General features: G+C 65.1%; 14 protein-coding genes, 2 tRNA genes and 1 pseudogene. 1 reads left to right on the top strand and 16 read right to left on the bottom strand.

What is annotated here, in order from left to right; all coding sequences use genetic code 11:
- Positions 1 to 139 precede the first annotated feature (139 nt).
- The 9 genes from GGD65_RS01635 to GGD65_RS01595 form a co-directional block, all read right to left on the bottom strand.
- Entirely contained in the window at positions 140 to 1,525 is a 1,386-nt protein-coding gene (locus GGD65_RS01635) for a TolC family outer membrane protein (RefSeq protein WP_179731376.1), read from the bottom strand.
- 205 nt (positions 1,526 to 1,730) lie between these two features.
- Complete coding sequence (locus GGD65_RS01630; protein ID WP_183234241.1) at positions 1,731 to 2,384, bottom strand: protein-L-isoaspartate O-methyltransferase; 654 nt, start codon at positions 2,382 to 2,384, stop codon at positions 1,731 to 1,733.
- Positions 2,385 to 2,521: 137 nt separating this feature from the next.
- The gene (locus GGD65_RS01625; protein ID WP_018320416.1) at positions 2,522 to 2,695 is read right to left on the bottom strand and encodes a hypothetical protein; all 174 of its coding nucleotides are present in this window, start codon (positions 2,693 to 2,695) and stop codon (positions 2,522 to 2,524) included.
- A 216-nt stretch (positions 2,696 to 2,911) separates the two neighbouring features.
- A tRNA-Asn gene (locus GGD65_RS01620) sits at positions 2,912 to 2,986 on the bottom strand.
- 136 nt (positions 2,987 to 3,122) lie between these two features.
- Positions 3,123 to 3,491: a hypothetical protein gene (locus GGD65_RS01615; protein ID WP_183234240.1), complete on the bottom strand. Its 369-nt coding sequence runs from the start codon at positions 3,489 to 3,491 to the stop codon at positions 3,123 to 3,125.
- Positions 3,492 to 3,697: 206 nt separating this feature from the next.
- Positions 3,698 to 5,392: a flotillin family protein gene (locus tag GGD65_RS01610; protein ID WP_018320414.1), complete on the bottom strand. Its 1,695-nt coding sequence runs from the start codon at positions 5,390 to 5,392 to the stop codon at positions 3,698 to 3,700.
- A gap of 22 nt (positions 5,393 to 5,414) precedes the next feature.
- Positions 5,415 to 6,074, bottom strand: a complete 660-nt coding sequence (locus GGD65_RS01605) for an OB-fold-containig protein (RefSeq protein ID WP_018320413.1) — start codon at positions 6,072 to 6,074, stop codon at positions 5,415 to 5,417.
- Between the two features lie 10 nt (positions 6,075 to 6,084).
- Positions 6,085 to 7,248 carry a PspA/IM30 family protein gene (locus GGD65_RS01600; RefSeq protein ID WP_183234239.1) on the bottom strand — a complete coding sequence of 388 codons (1,164 nt, stop codon included), beginning with the start codon at positions 7,246 to 7,248 and terminating at the stop codon, positions 6,085 to 6,087.
- A gap of 320 nt (positions 7,249 to 7,568) precedes the next feature.
- A complete protein-coding gene (locus GGD65_RS01595; protein WP_026202356.1) occupies positions 7,569 to 7,829 on the bottom strand; it encodes a hypothetical protein in 261 nt (86 codons plus the stop codon).
- A gap of 260 nt (positions 7,830 to 8,089) precedes the next feature.
- Here GGD65_RS01595 and GGD65_RS01590 point away from each other — a divergent pair, with 260 nt between their 5' ends.
- Positions 8,090 to 8,287 carry a hypothetical protein gene (locus GGD65_RS01590; protein ID WP_018320410.1) on the top strand — a complete coding sequence of 66 codons (198 nt, stop codon included), beginning with the start codon at positions 8,090 to 8,092 and terminating at the stop codon, positions 8,285 to 8,287.
- A gap of 66 nt (positions 8,288 to 8,353) precedes the next feature.
- On the opposite strand, the gene GGD65_RS01585 is transcribed toward GGD65_RS01590, so the two are convergent.
- The 7 genes and pseudogenes from GGD65_RS01585 to GGD65_RS01555 all read right to left on the bottom strand — a co-directional run bounded on the left by GGD65_RS01585 (position 8,354) and on the right by GGD65_RS01555 (position 17,571).
- A complete protein-coding gene (locus tag GGD65_RS01585; RefSeq protein WP_018320409.1) occupies positions 8,354 to 8,500 on the bottom strand; it encodes a hypothetical protein in 147 nt (48 codons plus the stop codon).
- A gap of 200 nt (positions 8,501 to 8,700) precedes the next feature.
- Positions 8,701 to 8,774: transfer RNA gene (locus GGD65_RS01580), tRNA-Cys, on the bottom strand.
- Positions 8,775 to 8,858: 84 nt separating this feature from the next.
- Positions 8,859 to 9,464 (bottom strand): annotated as a pseudogene (locus tag GGD65_RS01575) (ABC transporter ATP-binding protein); the annotation flags it as partial.
- Between the two features lie 163 nt (positions 9,465 to 9,627).
- A complete protein-coding gene (locus GGD65_RS01570) occupies positions 9,628 to 10,344 on the bottom strand; it encodes an ABC transporter permease (RefSeq protein ID WP_246783178.1) in 717 nt (238 codons plus the stop codon).
- 198 nt (positions 10,345 to 10,542) lie between these two features.
- Positions 10,543 to 11,280: a tRNA-uridine aminocarboxypropyltransferase gene (locus GGD65_RS01565; protein WP_092258319.1), complete on the bottom strand. Its 738-nt coding sequence runs from the start codon at positions 11,278 to 11,280 to the stop codon at positions 10,543 to 10,545.
- Between the two features lie 37 nt (positions 11,281 to 11,317).
- Positions 11,318 to 14,422 (bottom strand): efflux RND transporter permease subunit, encoded by a 3,105-nt coding sequence (locus GGD65_RS01560; RefSeq protein ID WP_183234237.1) that lies wholly within the window; start codon positions 14,420 to 14,422, stop codon positions 11,318 to 11,320.
- Positions 14,422 to 17,571, bottom strand: coding sequence for an efflux RND transporter permease subunit (locus GGD65_RS01555; RefSeq protein ID WP_183234236.1), 3,150 nt, complete (start codon positions 17,569 to 17,571; stop codon positions 14,422 to 14,424). Before GGD65_RS01555 ends, GGD65_RS01560 begins: the two co-directional genes overlap by 1 nt.
- Between the last annotated feature and the right edge of the window lie 27 nt (positions 17,572 to 17,598).

Genomic DNA, 17,598 nt, shown 5'->3' with positions numbered 1-17,598 from the left:
AGCTTTACGCACACGGCATCACTGCGAGGCGAATCGACCCGCATCGTCTTGGCAAGGCTATGTCAGGGATTTTGATGATTGCAAGCAAAGCGCCGGTCGGCCTCGGCAATTCATGAGGCCGACCGGACGAGTACGGGAATCAGCGCCCGTCAGGCGTACGCACGCCGGCCCAGCTATCGCGGACCTGATGGTAGTGAACGCTGGGATCGTAAACCGTGGTCGCAAGGCCGAGAACCTGCGGCGCCAGACGGCCGACGGCGGCGAGGACGTTGTACGATGCGACGACACGATCGTGCTGCGCAGTCACCAGCGCGACGCGCGCATTGACCAGCGCCTGCTGCGCGTTGAGGACGTCCAGGGTCGTGCGCTGACCGGCCTTGGCCTCTTCGCGCACGCCATTCAGCGCGATCTCGGACGCCGTCACCTGCGCCTGCGCGGACTGCACCTGCGCCTTGCCGGCCTGCAGCGAACCCCACCACTGCACGACGGTCGCGCGGGTCTGATCCCGCGTGTTTTCGAGGTTGAGACGTTGCTGCGCCAGGTTTTCCTTGGATTGCCGGATCAGCGAATATTCGCTACCGCCCTGATAGATCGGCACCGAGATCTGCGCGAGCGCGGAAGCGCTGAGCGAGCGGTACTGAATCAAGGATTGTTCGTAGGCCTGGGTCACGCCCGCCTGCAGAGTGACCGTGGGCAGCAGAGCGCCCTCAGCAACCTTGACCTGCAAGAAATTGACGTCGATGCCGAACATCGCGGCGGTGACGTTGGGATGCTCGACGAGGCCGAGCTCGACCGCGGCAGCGAGCGTCGCGGGCAGGAAACGATCCACCGGCGAGCCGGGTGCCAGATTCGTCGGCTCGTTGCCGATGATGCGGCGGAAGTTCGCGCGCGTCGTGGTGAGATTTGCTTCCGCGGTCAGGGCCTGCGTCCTGCCAGCCGCCAGCTGTGCTTCCGATTGCGCAACGTCGGTTCGCGTCACTTCGCCGACGTTGAAGCGGTCACGGGTCTGCTTGAGCGTCTGCTCGAGCACCCGCACGTTGCTGCGCTGGACTTCGAGAGTCGCCGAGTCGCGCAGATAATCCATGTAGGTCGTGGCGGCCAGGAGCAATATGCTCTGATCGAGGCTGCGCAGCGCTTCGCGGGAGCCGGAAACCTGACTCTCCGCGGCGCGCGTCCTGTTGGCAGTCTGGTTACCGTTGTAGAGCGTCTGGGTGGCAGTCAGTCCCACGCTTCGGGGATAGCCTTTACCGTTAATCGGATCGCTGTTGGACGCACTTTTGAAGTCCGAGTACTGAATGCCCCCGCTCGCCGTCAGCGAGACCTTCGGGCGATATCCCGAGAGCGCCTGCGGCACGTTTTCGTCAGTCGAGCGCACCTGGGCGCGCTGTGCGTTGAGCTGTGGATTGTTCTGATAGGCGCGCACCAGCGCGGACTCGATCGTGTCCGCCAAGGCAGGCGTCGGCCCGGCAAGCGCGAGCAGCAGGACCGAAACCGCAGCTCCGGTGAAGAGCTTCACCCCATGCATCCCAAAAATTCCGTTCATTCTAACGCCCGGCTCGTGCCCGCGAGCTGGGTTACCGTCTACGAGTGGAGTCGTTGCCCCGCCGCAACATAAGACGCGGTCAAGCGCGACGGAACTACCTGAGGGTAGTTCTCGGTGGAAACTCTTTACGTGCAGCATCCCGGCCACACTTCTGATTCAGAACGGGATTTTATCGCGTTTTGGGCCGTCAGAACACAAAGGCGGCAGCCCGTTCCAACCCGGGAAGGACCGGAGCGGCAGCGTCGAACAGGGCCCGATGGCCGAATTCACCATGGGTATGGGTCACGATTATGGCACGCGGCGGCCTCGATTCGGCCGACACCCCCACCAGACGCCCGCCCTCCTTCAGCTGTCCGAGCAGCGCTGCCGGCACGACCTCAGTCGCGCCATTGAGGATGATCACGTCAAAGGGAGCGGCGGACGGATCGCCTTCGGCGCAGGCCGCGGCCTTGCAGGTGACGTTGGCAGGGTTCAGGGCGGCCTTGGCTTTCGCGGCCAAAGCCGAATCGCATTCGGTGGCGGTGACCTGGCGTGCAAGCTTGGCGGTCAGTGCGGCGAGGTAGCCCGTGGCGCAGCCGACCACCAGCACGTTGTCGCCCTCGCCGATCTCGGCGGCCTGGAGCAGCTTGCCGGTCAGCTGCGGCTTGATCAGGAACCGCTTGGCCGCGCCTTCGCTCACGTCGAGGTCGAGGTCGAGATAAGCCAACGCCTGCCGGTCGGCCGGCACGAAGGCTTCCCGCGGAACCGTGAGCATGGCATCGAGAACACGACGGTCAGTGACGTCATTGGTGCGCACCTGGCCATCGACCATTTTGAGGCGCGCGGTCGAGAAACCGGACATTTGCGGACCCTGCAAGGCGGACGATGCCGCGGACGAAATTCGCGGCATCTTTGGAGCATGCACGGCCAAAACGCAACACGGCCGTTAGCCTGCGCGGCTAAGGCCTCCGCATGTTACCGCATCAGGGTCGGGACGGATTATTCGATGGCCACCGCAAGGCGGCCGATCAGAGCGGCGACCTCATCCAGCCGCGCCGAATCGGGCGTCTCGACCGCACGCGCCAGACAGGCGAGGCATTCGTCGTCGCTGAGCTCGGGAATGTCGGCCGGCAGAATCGAGGGGGCCATATGGTCGACCTGGATGTCTGGCATGGGAATCAGCTCCGTTAAGATCCGGCTATCGCGAAGCTCGATTTCAATTGAGTCGATTTGGCGCCGTCCGCATGGCGTGACGGGGCCAACCCACAACACATCTGCTTGAATGCGATTCCCAGCCGGGATCGCGAAAACGCGGTTCGGAGGGCACGGCAACGAGATCGCGCATTGCGCGAGAATGTGCCCGTAACCCATTGAATTCGCGGCAGGATTTGGCTCCCCGGGCTGGATTCGAACCAGCGACCATCCGATTAACAGTCGGATGCTCTACCGCTGAGCTACCGAGGAAAAGGCGAACCAGTCGTTCGCGCGCGGCTGCGTATAACAAAGCCGCTTGCGCTTGCAAAGGACGAATTCGTCATCATCCGCAATGCGCCGGAGGAAGGCTGGGATGCCCCCTCCTCCGGGCCATGTCTGCCAGAGACTACTCGGCAAGGAACGAGGTGGTCTTGGTGCCGGGATCGTAACGCAGCCGAAGCGCGGTCATCTTGCAGAGGTTGACGTTTTTCCAGAGCACGGCTTCGTCGTAGTTCTGCCAGTCGACGCGGATGTTCCAGACGCAGCCCTCGTCGTCCTCGTCGAACTCGACATAGGTGCTGGCCTGGTTCTGCAAGACCTTCTCGAGCTCATTGTCCCATTCGTCCAGGCCATCGTCCGGCGCGTTGAAGCCCAGGAATTTGATGGCATAGCCGGTCTCGTTGACGACGGTGACGTTGCGGGCATCGGCCGCCAACGAGGGCATGGTGGCGATCGAAAGGCCGATCGCGATCAGTCCAGACAGAAAATATTTCATATGAAATTCCCCGATCGAAACAGGCTTCAGCGCCTGGCGTCGATCGGCGCAGGCGCCGCGGCAACCAATGTCGTTGCCTTGGAAGATCCGTCCGGAGTGCGATCGAAAGGTTCAAGACGATCGATCGTCACTCCGGCACGTTGCGCGACGCGAGACGCGCTCAGCCTGTTTATCGATTCGAATTCTCCGCAGCAATGAACGGGCATTCATAGATCGGCGGTGTTCGTCTTCTCTGGTGCCGGCGCGGGCACGGCGGCGCCGTTGCTCTTCCCGGTCACGGCGCCGACCAGCGCCTTCACGGGATCCTCGCCGGGCGCAAAGCCGCTCTGGCGCAGGATCTCGTCGATCATCGGACGCAGCGCGTGCACCTTGAGCAGCTCGCCGGCGAGTCCCTCGCCGAAGCCGACATTGCCTCCACCGGTGCCGTTGCCGCCGAACGCGCCGCCGGTGTGCAGGATACGGACGTCCTTCAGGTTGGCGATGGGCTTGACCATCTCGGCCAGCGCCGACGGCATCGTCTCGATCCGCTTCTTGGCGATCTCGAAGTCGATGACGTTGCTGCCGAGCTTGTTCTGCGCCTCGTTCTTCATGGTGATGACGGCCGCTTCCGCCTCGCCGATGTTGCGCACACCCACGGCCTTGATCTTGTTGGACTCGGCTTCCGCGGTGGCCAGCGTCTTCACGGCCTCGGCGCGATCGAGCGAGGCCTTCTTCTCGGCTTCGGCCGCGACGATCAGCTCCGTCGATTTGCGCTCGGCCTCGGTCCGCGCGGCCAGCACCTGGGTGAGACGGGCACGATCGGCGACCTCGACCGCGCGTGCGGTCACGACCTTTTCCTCCGCGGAGACCGCGATCGCTTCGGCGGTCTTGGCCTCGGCAACGGCCTCCGAGGTCTGCTTGCTCTTGGACGCGATCTGGATCTCGTTCTCTTGGGTCGCGATCTGGATCTCGCGCTGGGCGTCGGTCTTGCGCTTGTTGATCGCCAGATCCGACTCGATCACCGCGGTTTCCTTGACCTGCTTGGCGCCCGCCTCCTTCTCGGCGACCGCCCTGTCGGTATCGATGCGGGCATTCTCCTCAGTGAGGCGCGCGGTCTGCGTCGCGGTTGCGACCTCGGCGCGGGTGCTCGCGGTCTTGTTGGCGATGTCGCGCTCCTGCGACAGCTCGGCCTCCTTCTTGGTCCGCTCGATGCCGAGAGTCTGCTGCCGCGCCTCGAGGTCCTTCTGGGCGATCGCCACCTCGTTGTCGCGCACGATGGCGTTGCGGTCACGCCGGCGCGTCTCGGTGACGGTCTTGAGCTGGGTGAGACCTTCGGCGTCGAAGAAGTTTTCCGGGTTGAAGAACTTGACGTCGGTCTGGTCGAGCTTCGTGAGCGACACGGATTCAAGCTCGAGGCCGTTGGATTTGACGTCGGATTCGACTGTCGCCTGCACATGTTTGACGAAGTCCGAGCGCTTCTCCTGGAGTTCGAGGATGCTCATGGTCGCCGCCACCGAGCGCAGGCCGTCGACGAATTTCGCCTCGACCTGGTTGCGCAGGGCTTCGGCGTCATTGGTCAGTGCGCCCAGCGTCTGGCTCGCAAGCGCGATACTCTCATCGTCGGGCCGGACGCGCACGTAGAATTCGGCGACGATGTCGACGCGCAGCCGGTCCTTGGTGATGAGGGATTCCCGCTCCTTGCGTTCCACGGTGAGCCGAAGCGTCTTCAGATTGACGCTGGCATAGGAGTGGAAGATCGGCAGGATCATGGCGCCGCCGTCCAGCACGACCTTCTTGCCGCCGAGGCCGGTGCGCACGAAGGCCTCGTCGCGGGTGGCGCGCTTGTAGAGGATGGTGAAGACGATCCCGAGGACGACGATCAGCGCGACGCCGATCATGGCCGGGACTGCGATGTCGAACATGATGCTCTCCGATAATGACTTGCTAACTGTTTAGAGTGGGCTTGGAAGGTTTGAGTTCATCGTCGGCCCTGACCGCCACGAAGCGGGTGCCGTCGCGATCGACCAGCAGGACCATGGTTCCCTGTGGCAGGGGCGATGACGCCGGCGCCGCAACCGCCCAGACGAAATGGCGGTTGCCGTGGACGTCGGCGACGCTGACCTTGCCGGGCGGCCCCTGGTCGAGCGGGCCGATGACGACCTCACCGATGCGGCCGACGAGATCCCCTAAGCCGACGGCATAGCTTTCATCCTTGGGAATGACCCGCGCGATCGCCCTGCTGGCAGCGCGGACCACCGGAACCGAGATCACGACGGCCCCCACCGAGGCCACTGTTGCCGGCAAGGGCCCCGCAACCATTCGCGCGATGTCCTGGATCAGGAAGCCGGTGATGGAGAAGGCGCCGAGCAGCAGCAACAGGAAGATCAGAAGCGGCACGCCGCCGACATTGATCCAGGAAATGGCGTTGATCACGCCATTGTCGCTGGGGTGACCGAAATCGATGTTGGTCCCGAGCATTTCGCTCAAGGAAGCCCCGACCAGCATCGAGACCACTTCGATCGAGCCGACGATGAGGATCATGGCCGCCGCGATCGCGAACGGCCTGACCTCCGGCGACATGACGTGTTCGAGCAGAGCGCTCATGACACGGCACTCAGGAGCGCGACTTCAACCGCGCGAGCCTCGCCGCGATTTCCTTGTCGCGATGCAGCGTGCTGAGCTCGTCGATGTCGCTCGAATAGGGAATGCCCGGCGGCACGCCGGTGGCGCGTGCCACCGCCCTGCCCGCCCGCAGCGCCTTCGCTGCCGCAGAGCCGCCGCCCTGTTTTCGGGATGACGTCGAGGCCTGAGGGCTTGCGGCCGCCTCGCTCTTTTCGAGATCGGCACGGCGCTGCTCGGCGTCCTGCAGCGCAGACAGCACCGCGCGCAGCGAGGTGATGCATTGCTCGATCTTCTCGTTGTTCTCGTCGATGGCGCGGGAGAGCACATCGAACTGGGCCTCCAGATCCATCTGGCGCGCGATGCCGGCGCGGGCGAGATCGTCGCGGCTGTCAGCGATCGCGCCCTCGATCTTGGGCGCGAGATCGGCCATCTCGCGTTCGATCTCGGTGCGGCGCGCATTGAGGCGATATTCCTCGGCACGCGCAGCGGCGAGCGCGTCGCGCGCTTCGCTCTCGGCGCGCTCGATCTCGCGGATGGCCTGGCTGACCACTTTCAGCTTGTTCTTGCCTTCGGCCTGCTCGATCGCGTCATAGGCGATCCCGGCGATCAGGCGCCCGACCCGGGACAGGAAGTTTTCGGGAGCGGCAGCGATGGTATCCATGGCGTTCTCCTCCTCTGGCAGATTGTTCGGCGTGACGCCGTAGTGAACTTCAAAGCCGTCGTCGGTGCGGATGAGGCGAGCGGGCACGCTCTGCCCCCAGCCCTCGGCATAGCCGGCATAATCGAAGGGCACGCTGAAGCGCCCTTGCACGGTCGCGATCGAAATGGTGGCCGGGCCCTTGATCTTGGCGAGCTTGTCGTCGAGCGGCAGACGGCGGCCCTGTGCCGCGCGATACTCGGCGCGGTCACGCAGGCCCAGCGTTACCAGGCGCGAGGGCAGCGCGGTCTGTTTGCGGATCGGGTCATAGGCGTGGGCATGCAGCAGGACGACGTTGGAGCCGACATTGTGGCTCCGCGCGACCTCATCGAGGATCTCCATCATGCGGTCATAGGCCTGGAAGGTCGCCTCCAGTGCAGCCTTGGCGGCCGGATCGGGGGCAAGCCTGTAACGCAGCGCGGACGGCGCGTTTCGGGGCGACTGGCTCATGGAAAGCACTAAAGCACCATTTTTGTGCTTTAGGAAGAGGAGGTCTGATCACGTTTCCCTGATCCTCATGCACGCTTACTATTAGTCGTTGTGCCCGGGACGCACGTTCAAGCCGGGCGTTCACCCCCAGATCACACCCGATCAAGACTTCTTGCACGCGCGGGTTGCAATTTGAGACGAAATGCAGCGAGCGCTCGGCAAGCCCGTCTTCTCTCACTCGCATCGGCTCAAAGGCTATCCACAGCCTGTCCGCAGCATATCCACAGAACCGCTATCGCGAATTCGTCAGCCGACGCGAGCCACTTGCTGCGCACACATCCACAGGCCCCTTAACCGCCGGCCTGATCGAATACGCTGCGGCAGGCTTCGCTCAGGCTCGAGCGGTTGCGCCGCAGGCACGCCGTGATGGCGCGGACGTTGGGTATTTCGCCGGCGCAGAGCCGGTAGACGTCGGGCGTGCAGGCCCGGCGCTGTTCGGCTGTCCCCTGCGCGTGGGCGGTGGAAGCAAACAGCGTCAGGAACAGCCCGACCGTGGAGGCGCGGCGGGCCCGGCTCTTCACACCCGCAAACCGCAAGAACCTCGCCTTCATGACCAGTCTTCCCTTCGCCCTGCCCGCTCCGGCCCGCATTGGGCCGCTTGCGAAAAGGGTTAAGAGAAATAAACCGCCGAGGATGTGATCTCTTTCACACTGCCGGCCCAGCGGAGGAACCTAAGGTTTCACAGGGGATTTTCACAAACCGCTAACCAATCGGGACCCGATCGCCGGATCGTTAAAATGCGAACGATCCGCTCAACCGGGTAACAAACCGGCTTTGCGACATTGCGCCGTCCGCGTTCTGCGAGGGTGCGATGAGAAGCGAAGCCGAATTCAACTTGTTGCTGGATGCCGTCCGGGACGCCATGGTCATTGAAGACTTTGCTCCCGCGCCGGAGGAGGAATTCGTGCCCCGCTCGTGGAGTTTTCACGCGACGCCCAAAGCCGCCAATGACAATGAGGGCGCCTGGCCCCTTCTGCCGTTCCCCGACGGCTGGTACGCGGCCTGCTGAGCCCGAGCGCCCGCTTCGCGGGCGTTTTGCCGTAGGCACTGGGTGTGAAACCCGGCGCTGCGCCGATCAGGTCTTGATGCGATCCTCGCCATCCTGCGGCACCCGGTCGGGTGCGGCCGATGGAAAGATGCTGTCATAGATCGCGCGAGCCTCGCGAATGAGGCGAGCCCGCTCCAGCTCGGATTTCGGGACAAATCGGACGATGTCGCCCACGGGTGCTCCAGCGCTCGTTGATGTCAGTCGCATCGCTTCGCAGATGCGAAGTCTATGCCAACGAGACTGAATCGGGGGGGCCAGCGAGCTCCGGACAAACCCGGAGATCGATCCGCCTCTGAGGTCGGCAGAACGTTGCGCGCAGCATCAGCGGAGCCGGCGGCGAGATCGAATTGTGCTGGGAGATCAGAGGGATATGATGGAGGCCACGACCAGAATTGAACTGGTGTACACGGTTTTGCAGACCGTTGCGTAACCACTCCGCCACGTGGCCCCGTAAGGCCGGAGCAATATAGGGGATGAAGGGTTTAGGCAACCGCCTTCGTCCGATTTTGGCCGTCAGGGGACCTTCGAACCGCTACGCGTTCCTCCCGCCGGACCCCGCCAGATATTGCGCGAGAATCGTATCGGTTGCGCCGGCCGCGATGATCTTCCCCTGCTCCAGCAGGATCGCCCGGTTGCAGGTGCTCTGGATCAGCTCGATGTCATGCGAGGCGAGCACCAGGATGCCGGCGCGGGCGACGATTTCATCCAGCCGCTGCCGCGCCTTTTTGCGGAACTGCTGGTCGCCGACGCCGATCCATTCGTCGAGCAGCACGATCTCGCCCTCGACCGCGGTTGCGACCGCGAAGATCAGGCGCAGCATCATGCCGCTGGAATAGGTGCGCAGCGGCAGGTCGAGGCGGTCGCCGAGCTCGGTGAACTCGGCAATCTCCGCCCGCCGCGCGTCGATCTCGGCGCGCCGCGCGCCGATCACGAGCCCCCGCCGCATGATGTTCTCGTATCCGGTTGCTTCCTCGTCGAAGCCGGCCTGCAAATCGAACAGCGACAGGCAGCGGCCGCGTACGTCGATGCTCCCCGCCGTCGGATGGTAGATGCCGGCGAGAACCCGCAGCAGCGTGGTCTTGCCGGCGCCGTTGGCGCCGATGATGGCGAGGCGGTCGCCGGCGCGGATGTCGAGGCTGACCTCGTTCAACGCCGTGATGAGGTGCGAGACCGCCGCCTTCCGCCGCAGTGTCACGGCGCTGACGAACCGGCTGCGCAGCGAGCGGTCGCGAAACGACAACACGGGAAACGTGACCGAGACGTCGCGAAGCACGATGTGGGCCGTGGTCGTCATGCGCGCATCACAGCCAATACGCCACGCGATGGCGGTATTTTGCGTAGCAGCCGAGGCCAATGACGGCGACGACGATCGCATAGAAGGTCCCTAACAGCCATTGCTCCGCATCGGTCGGCTGCGACAACAGCGGCCGGCGCACCAGATCGAGCAGCGTCGCGAACGGATTGACCCGCGTCAGCCAGTGAAACGCGGTGCCGCGCGCGCTGTCCTCGGTCCAGATGATCGGCGTGAGAAAGAAGACGAATTGCAGGCCGCTGGCGACCGCCGAACCAATGTCGCGAAAACGCGCGCAGAGCATGCCGAGCGCGACCGAGCCGCCGAGCAGCGTGAGGAACAGGATCGCAAAGCCGGGCAGCGCGAGCAGCATGCTCCAGCGCAGCGGCCAGGGCATCACGACGTAGAGCAGCACGACGATCACCAAATGATGCGCGAAGATGAGGACGTTGCGCGCGATCATCTGGAGGACATGAACGATCAGCGGGGCCGGCACCGCCTTGATGAGATGGCTTGATACCACGAAGATGTTGGAGCCCTCCTGGAGCGTCGTGGCGATCAGGGTCCAGACGATCAGGCCGACTGCGAAGGACGGCAGGAAGGTGGCGATGTCCTGCTTGAACAGGGCCGCATAGACGGTGCCAACGCTTGCGATCGTCGCGGCCAGCGTCAGCGTGATCCAGAGCGGGCCGATCACGGTCCGGCGGTAGCGCAGCGAAATGTCCATCAGCGCGAGCGTGCCCCAACGATCGGGCCGCGCCGCCTGTGCCAGGATTTCCTTCGCTGCGAGCTGAATTCGACTGCCCCTTCGGTTGCCACTCTCCAAGGCCGCAACAGGGCAGCAGATCGCGACCTGTACCGGCCGATGTCTCTAGACGCCCGCACCTCGCGGTGCAATCGACCGTACAGATGATGTGGGCCGAAGTCAGGCTCGTTTGCGCCGCCGGAAGTCGCGCCGGCCCTTCGGGGCAGGCTTGGGCGCCAATTCCGGCATCTCGGCCTGGACCTCGCGGTAGCGTGTTAACAGGCGTTCAAAGCTCGCATTCAGCGTCTCGGCGATGTCGGGACGCCGCTCGAGCCCGGCGAGAATCGTCGCCGCAGCCTCGATTGTGGAGAGCCCGTCCTTGCGCGGCTCCTTGCGCAGACGGCCATAGCGCGAGGGGTGCGCCGGGTTGAGGATGACGCGCTGGCATTTCAGCATCCAGGGATTGCGCCACCACAGCGCCTTGGCCTGGCTCCAGGTGCCGTCGAGCAGCACGACGCCTTCAAGCTTGCCGAGGATCGCGCGCTGGTTCTCCGCGACCTCGCCCTTGCGGTTGAGCGCGACGATTTCGCCTTCCGCTTCGAGATCGGCGGCGCGGGCCGAGCCGAGATAGAGCACGGCCCAACGCGCGGCATTCTCGACCGGCCGTCCCAACGCCTTGGACAGGCTCGGCCAGGACAGGCCGACCCGTACCGTGGCATCGGCAAAATGCCTGGCAAGCAGGCGCGCGGTGCCGAGCGCCCTATCCTGCTCCTGCGGGTGCTGCAGGATCAGGAGGGACAGTCGATTTTCAATCGGCGTGACGCTGTCGCAGATGCACAGCGGCATCGGCTTCTGGCAATGCGGGCACTCGGGGATCGGATCGGCCGGCGCGGCGGCCGTGTCTGGCGGGTTCGACATGGGCGCCGCTATACGCTTGATGCGGCGCTTCAACAACCTATTCCGCCGGCGCAGGCACCGGGCGCGGCGCGGACCGGCGCCGCAGGCGATCGATCAAGAGGTAGATCACCGGCGTGGTGTAGAGCGTCAGGATCTGCGAGACGAACAGGCCGCCGATGATGGTGATGCCGAGCGGACGGCGCAGCTCCGTGCCGGGGCCGGTCGCCACCACCAGCGGAATGCCGGCGAACAGCGCCGCCATGGTCGTCATCAGGATCGGCCGGAAGCGCGCCTGGCAGGCCTCGAAGATCGCTTCCGCCGAGGACAGGCCGCGCTGGCGTTCGGCGTCGAGCGCGAAATCCACCATCATGATGCCGTTCTTCTTGACGATGCCGATCAAGAGGATGATGCCGACGAAGGCGATCACCGTCAGCGGCGTGTTGGTGAGCTGCAAGGCGAGCAGCGCGCCTAACCCCGCCGAGGGCAGCGTCGAGATGATCGTGAGCGGATGGGCGAGACTCTCATAGAGCACCCCGAGCACGATATACATCGCCACCAGCGCGCCGAGGATCAGGAGCGGCTGGCGGCCGCTGGTCTTGGCGAAGTCGCCGGCGTTGCCGTCGAAGCTGCCGCGGATGCCTTCGGGCATGTGCAGTTCCTCCACCGCCCGCTGGATGTTCTGGGTCGCTGCCTGAAGCTGCACGTCCGGCAGCAGGTTGAACGACACCGTCGTCGAGGGAAACGACTGCGAGTGATAGACCGCGAGCGCGGCCAACCCACGCGTCGCATGCACCACGGCCGACAGCGGCACCTGCGCGTCGTTCGCGCCGGCAACGTAGATGCGCTCGAGGTTGGAGGGATCGACCTGGAACTTGGGATCGATCTCCAGCACGGTCATGTACTGGTTGCGCTGGGTGTAGATGATCGAGATCTGCCGCTGCGAGAACGCGTTGTTCAGCGCGTTGTCGATGTCCTGAACCCTGACGCCGAGTGCCGAGGCCTTCTGACGATCGATGTTCAGGGTCAGCTGAAGCCCGCCGGGATCGCGGTCGCTGGAGATGTCGGTGATACCCTCGACGCTCTCCATGCGCTTGGCCACGATCGGCGCCCACTTTTGCAGCAGACCGAGGTCGGTGCTGGTCAGCGTGTACTGGAAGTCGGAATCACTCTGCCGCCCGCCGGCACGGACGTCCTGGGCAGCGAACATGAAGAGGCGAATGCCGGGCACGGGGTACAGCGCGCGCCTCAGACGGTCGATCACGACCTGCGTCGAGACGTGGTCGCGCTCCTCCGGCGGCTTCAAGCTGATATACATGATGCCGCGGTTCGAGGTCGCTCCCCCCGGCCCGCCTCCGGCGCCGACGGTCGAGCCGATGCCGGCCACGGCCGGATCCTGCATCACGATGTCGGCAAGCCGCTGCTGGAGGCCGAGCATCGACTGGAACGAGATGTCGGCCGAGGCTCGCGTCGCTCCGATCACGAAGCCGGAATCGTCGGTCGGAAAATAGCCCTTGGGGACCTTGATGTAGAGCGTCACCGTGAGGCCGATGGTGGCGAAGAACACCAGCAGCGTCGCCAGCGGATAGTCCAGCACGGTGCGCAAGGTCCGGGCGTAGAAGGCGACGATGCGCGACAGCGAGCCCTCGATCACCCGATCGAACAGCGTCGCCGTGCCGGACGTGGCCTGCCGGATGTAATGGGCGCAGATCATCGGCGTGACCGTGAGCGACACCAGCGTCGAGACCAGGATAGCGAAGGTCAGCGTCAGCGAGAATTCGCGCAGCAGGCGGCCGACAATACCGTCCATGAAGATCAGCGGCGTGAATGCCGCGATCAGCGACAGGCTGATCGAGACCACGGTGAAGCCGATCTGCTTCGCGCCCTCCTGCGCTGCCCGGAACGGCCGCATGCCGTGCTCGAGATTGCGGTACATGTTCTCGATCATGACGATGGCGTCGTCGACCACGAAGCCGACGGAGATCGCGAGCGCCATCAGCGACAGATTGTCGATCGAGAAGCCCGCGACCCACATGCCGGCGCAGGTGCCGGCCAGCGCCAGCGGCACCGAGATGCCGGCCGCGATGGTCGGCGTCAGCCTGCGCAGGAACACGAACACCACGACCATCACCAGGACCGCGGTCGCCAGCAACGTCCATTGCATATCGAGCACGCTGGCGCGGATCGTACCGGTGCGGTCGACCAGGGTGGAGATCTCGACGCCGGCCGGAATCCACTGCTTCAGCTGGGGGACCAGCGCCTTCACCCTGTCAACGGTGTCGATGACGTTGGCATCGCCCTGCTTGGTGATCTGGATCAGCACTGCCGGCTGCTTGTTGAACCAGGCGATCGAGCGGGCGTTACGGACGGAATCCTCGATGTCGGCGACGTCGGACAGGCGCACGAAATTGCCGTTGGCGCTCTTGATGATGATGTCGCGGAACTCTTTCGCCGTGCGCATCTGCTTGTTGAGCGCCAGCGTCTCGCTCTGACGCTCGCCGTTGAAGATGCCGACGGGACCGAGCGGGTTGGCGTTGACGATCGCGGTCCTGACGTCGTCGGTGGCGATGCCGGCGTTCGACAGCGCGACGGGGTTGAGCTGGACCCGCACGGCCGGCTGGTCGGCGCCTGATACCGTGACGTCGCCGACTCCAGGCACCTGCGAGATGCGCTGCGCCAGAACCGTGTCGGCGACATCGTAAATCGCGCTGGCGGACAGCGTCTTCGAGGTCAGCGCCAGCACGAAGACGGGCGCGCCGGCCGTGTTGGCCTTGCGGAAGCGCGGCAGCGTCGGCAGGTCGCTCGGCAGATCGACCATCGCGGCGTTGATCGCCGCCTGCACGTCGCGCGCGGCCTTGTCGATGTTGCGGCCGATGTCGAACTGGAGCTGGATGCTGGTGTTGCCGAGCGTCGAGGTCGAGGTGATCTGATTGATGCCCGAGATCTCGCCGAGCCGCCGCTCCAGTGGTGAAGCCACCGTGGCCGCCATAACCGACGGGTCGGCGCCGGGCCGGCTGGCCGAGACGAAGATGGCGGGGAAGTCGACGTTCGGGACCGAGGCGACGGGAAGGAAATCGTAGGCGACCACACCCAGCAGGAACAACCCGATCGACAGCAGCGTGGTGGCAACCGGGCGGCGGATGAAGGGCTCCGAGATCGATGCCATCACTGCATCCCCTCGGTCGCGCCCGCGACCGGCGGGCCGCCGGATTCGGCCGGCGGCAGCGCCTGCTCGAGGCGGCGGTTGATGCGGTCGAGCGCGAGGTAGATCACGGGCGTGGTGTAGAGCGTCAGCAATTGGCTGAGCAGCAGCCCGCCGATGATGGAGATGCCGAGCGGAAACCGCAGCTCGGCGCCGGTGCCGCTCTCGATCGCCAGCGGCAAGGCGCCGAACAGCGCCGCCAGTGTCGTCATCATGATGGGACGGAAGCGCAATAGGCAGGCCTGCACGATCGCCTCGTTGGGCGACATGCCCTGCCCGCGCTCGGCCTCGAGCGCGAAGTCGATCATCATGATCGCGTTCTTCTTGACGATACCCATCAGCAAAATGATGCCGATCAGGCCGATCACCGAGAGGTCCTGCCCGCACAACACCAGCGCCAGGATCGCCCCGACGCCGGCCGAGGGCAGCGTCGACAGGATCGTGATCGGATGGATGTAGCTCTCATAGAGCACACCGAGCACGATGTAGATCGTGATCACGGCCGCAAGCAACAGCCAGGGTTGTCCCGCCAGCGCCTTGGCGAACTCAGCGGCATCGCCGGCATAGACGCCGACGATGCTGTTGGGCATTTCGATCCGGGTCTCGATCGCCTTCACGGCCTCGACGGCATCGCCGAGCGCGGCACCCGGCGCGAGATTGAAGCTGAGCGACACGGACGGGAATTGCGCCTGGTGTGAGATCGCGAGCGGGGCCGTGGTGCGCTTCAGCGTCGCCACGGCCGACAGCGGCACCTGGGCATTGGGAGCGCCGACTGTAGTGCTCGCGGCGCCCGGCAGATAGAGTTTTGACAGGATCGAGGGATCGCGCTGGTACATCGGCAGCGCCTCCAGCACCACGCGGTACTGGTTGGCCTGGCCGTAGATGGTCGAGATCTGGCGCTGCGCGAAGGCATCGTTGAGCGTATCGGTGATGCCTTGCAGGCTGACGCCGAGCTGGCCCGCGCGGGTGCGATCGACGTCGAGCTGCGCCCGCAGGCCGCCTTCCTGCGCCTCCGAGGAGACGTCGCGGAACAGGGGATCGCGCCGCATCTCCGCAACCAGCTTGCGCGCCCATTCCGACACCAGCGCCGCATCGGTGCCGGTCAGCGTGTACTGGTATTGCGAGCGGCTCGACTGGGTCGAGATCTGCACGTCCTGCACCGGCTGGAAATAGACGGTCATGCCGGGAATGCCCGCCACCCGCTGCTTCAACCGGGTCACGACCACGCTGACATCGTCGCGCCGCTCGCCGCGCGGCTTCAAGGTCATAACGAGCCGGCCGACATTGGTGGTCGGATTGACCGAGCCGGCGCCGATCACCGAGACCACGCCGACCACGTCAGGATCCGCCTTGATGGTGTCGGCAACCTCGCCCTGCCGCTTCTGCATCTCCGCGAACGACACGTCCGGCCCCGCCTCCGTCACGGCCGTGATCGAGGCGGTGTCCTGCAGCGGCAGGAAGCCTTTTGGCGCAACGACGTAGAGGACGAGGGTCGCAATCAGCGTGGCGAAGGTCACGACCAGCGTGGCGCGCTGGCGCTCCAGCACCCAGAGCAGCGTCCGATGATAGGCCTCCACGGTGCGGTCGATGAAGCGGCTGATGGCGGCGAGGCCCGGCACCGCCAGTTCCTCATGAGCGTGCTTGAGCAAGCGCGAGCACATCATCGGCGTCAGCGTCAGCGAGACCACGGCCGAGGTCACCACCGCGATCGTCAAGGTCAGCGCGAATTCGCGGAACATGCGCCCGACGAGGCCGGACATGAACAGCAGCGGGATGAAGACTGCGATCAGCGACACCGTCAGCGAGATCACGGTGAAGCCGATCTCGCTGGCACCCTTCAGCGAGGCCTCCATCGGCCCGTCGCCGTTCTCCATGTGGCGGACGATATTCTCGATCATGACGATGGCGTCGTCGACGACGAAGCCGGTGCCGATCGTCAGCGCCATCAGCGACAGATTGTCGAGGCTGAAGCCGGCGAAATACATGATGCCGAAGCTGGTGATCAGCGACAGCGGCAGCGCCACGCCGGCGATCAGGGTGGCCCGCAGCGAGCGCAGAAACAGCAGCACCACCAGCGTCACCAGCACGACGCTGAGCACCAGCGTGAACTGCACGTCGTGGACCGAGGCGCGGATCGTGACGGTGCGGTCGGAGACGATGGTGAGGTTCACCCCGGCCGGGATCGCGCGCTGCACTTTCGGGATTTCGGCGCGGATCTGGCTGACGACGTCGATGACGTTGGCGCCGGGCTGGCGCTGGATGTCGATGATGACGGCGGGCGTGCCCTGGTACCAGCCGCCGGTGCGGTCGTTCTCGAGGCCATCGACGATCCGCGCGACGTCGGCGATGGTGACCGGCGAGCCGTTGCGGTAGGCGATGATGACGGGCTTGTAGGCATCGGCGGCGGCGATCTGGTCGTTGGCCGCGATGATGTAGGATTGCTGCGCGCCGTCGAGCGAGCCTTTCGGCCCCGAGACATTGGCATTGGCGATCGCGGTGCGCAGATCTTCCATGGCGATGCCGTAGGCGGCGAGCCGCGCCAGATCGGCCTGGATGCGTACGGCCGGCTTCAGCCCGCCCAGCACCGAGACCCGTCCGACGCCGGAGATCTGGCTCAGCCGTTGCGCCAGGAGCGTGTCGGCGATGTCGCTCATCGCCCTCAGCGAGATGGTGTCGGAGCGCAGCGCCAGCGTCATCACCGGGGCGTCCGCCGGGTTCACCTTGGCGTAGGTCGGCGGATAAGGCAGCGTCTTGGGCAGCACGCCCGCCGCTGCGTTGATCGCGGCCTGCACGTCCTGGGTCGCGCCGTCGATGTCACGATTGAGATCGAACTGGAGCGAGATCTGGCTGACACCGAACGAGCTCGTCGAGTTCATCGCCGACAGCGACGGGATCTGGCCAAGCTGCCGCTCCAAAGGCGCCGTGATCAGTGAGGCGATCACGTCGGGGCTCGCGCCGGGAAGCTGCGTCGTCACCTGCACGGTCGGGAAATCGACCTGCGGCAGCGCCGAGACCGGCAGCGCGAAATAGCCCAGCAGCCCGCCGATCAGCAGCGCGATGCCGAGCAACGAGGTCGCGATCGGACGGCGGATGAAGGGTTCGGAGACACCCATGGGATCTGCCTGCCGCTTCAAGCGGCT

The organism is Bradyrhizobium sp. CIR18 (assembly GCF_014198295.1).
Classification (GTDB): domain Bacteria; phylum Pseudomonadota; class Alphaproteobacteria; order Rhizobiales; family Xanthobacteraceae; genus Bradyrhizobium.
Note: the sequence above shows the minus strand (reverse complement) of the source record. Positions and strands in the feature narration are given on the sequence as shown.

Bases quoted from the DNA above. Each gene is read 5' to 3' on its own strand.
- GGD65_RS01615 (WP_183234240.1), bottom strand. From the start codon at position 3,491: ATGAAATATTTTCTGTCTGGACTGATCGCGATCGGCCTTTCGATCGCC.
- GGD65_RS01610 (WP_018320414.1), bottom strand. From the start codon at position 5,392: ATGTTCGACATCGCAGTCCCGGCCATGATCGGCGTCGCGCTGATCGTC.
- GGD65_RS01560 (WP_183234237.1), bottom strand. From the start codon at position 14,422: ATGGCATCGATCTCGGAGCCCTTCATCCGCCGCCCGGTTGCCACCACG.
- GGD65_RS01625 (WP_018320416.1), bottom strand. From the start codon at position 2,695: ATGCCAGACATCCAGGTCGACCATATGGCCCCCTCGATTCTGCCGGCC.
- GGD65_RS01590 (WP_018320410.1), top strand. From the start codon at position 8,090: ATGAGAAGCGAAGCCGAATTCAACTTGTTGCTGGATGCCGTCCGGGAC.
- GGD65_RS01595 (WP_026202356.1), bottom strand. From the start codon at position 7,829: ATGAAGGCGAGGTTCTTGCGGTTTGCGGGTGTGAAGAGCCGGGCCCGC.
- GGD65_RS01630 (WP_183234241.1), bottom strand. From the start codon at position 2,384: ATGTCCGGTTTCTCGACCGCGCGCCTCAAAATGGTCGATGGCCAGGTG.
- GGD65_RS01555 (WP_183234236.1), bottom strand. From the start codon at position 17,571: ATGGGTGTCTCCGAACCCTTCATCCGCCGTCCGATCGCGACCTCGTTG.
- GGD65_RS01565 (WP_092258319.1), bottom strand. From the start codon at position 11,280: ATGTCGAACCCGCCAGACACGGCCGCCGCGCCGGCCGATCCGATCCCC.
- GGD65_RS01635 (WP_179731376.1), bottom strand. From the start codon at position 1,525: ATGCATGGGGTGAAGCTCTTCACCGGAGCTGCGGTTTCGGTCCTGCTG.
- GGD65_RS01605 (WP_018320413.1), bottom strand. From the start codon at position 6,074: ATGAGCGCTCTGCTCGAACACGTCATGTCGCCGGAGGTCAGGCCGTTC.
- GGD65_RS01570 (WP_246783178.1), bottom strand. From the start codon at position 10,344: ATGGACATTTCGCTGCGCTACCGCCGGACCGTGATCGGCCCGCTCTGG.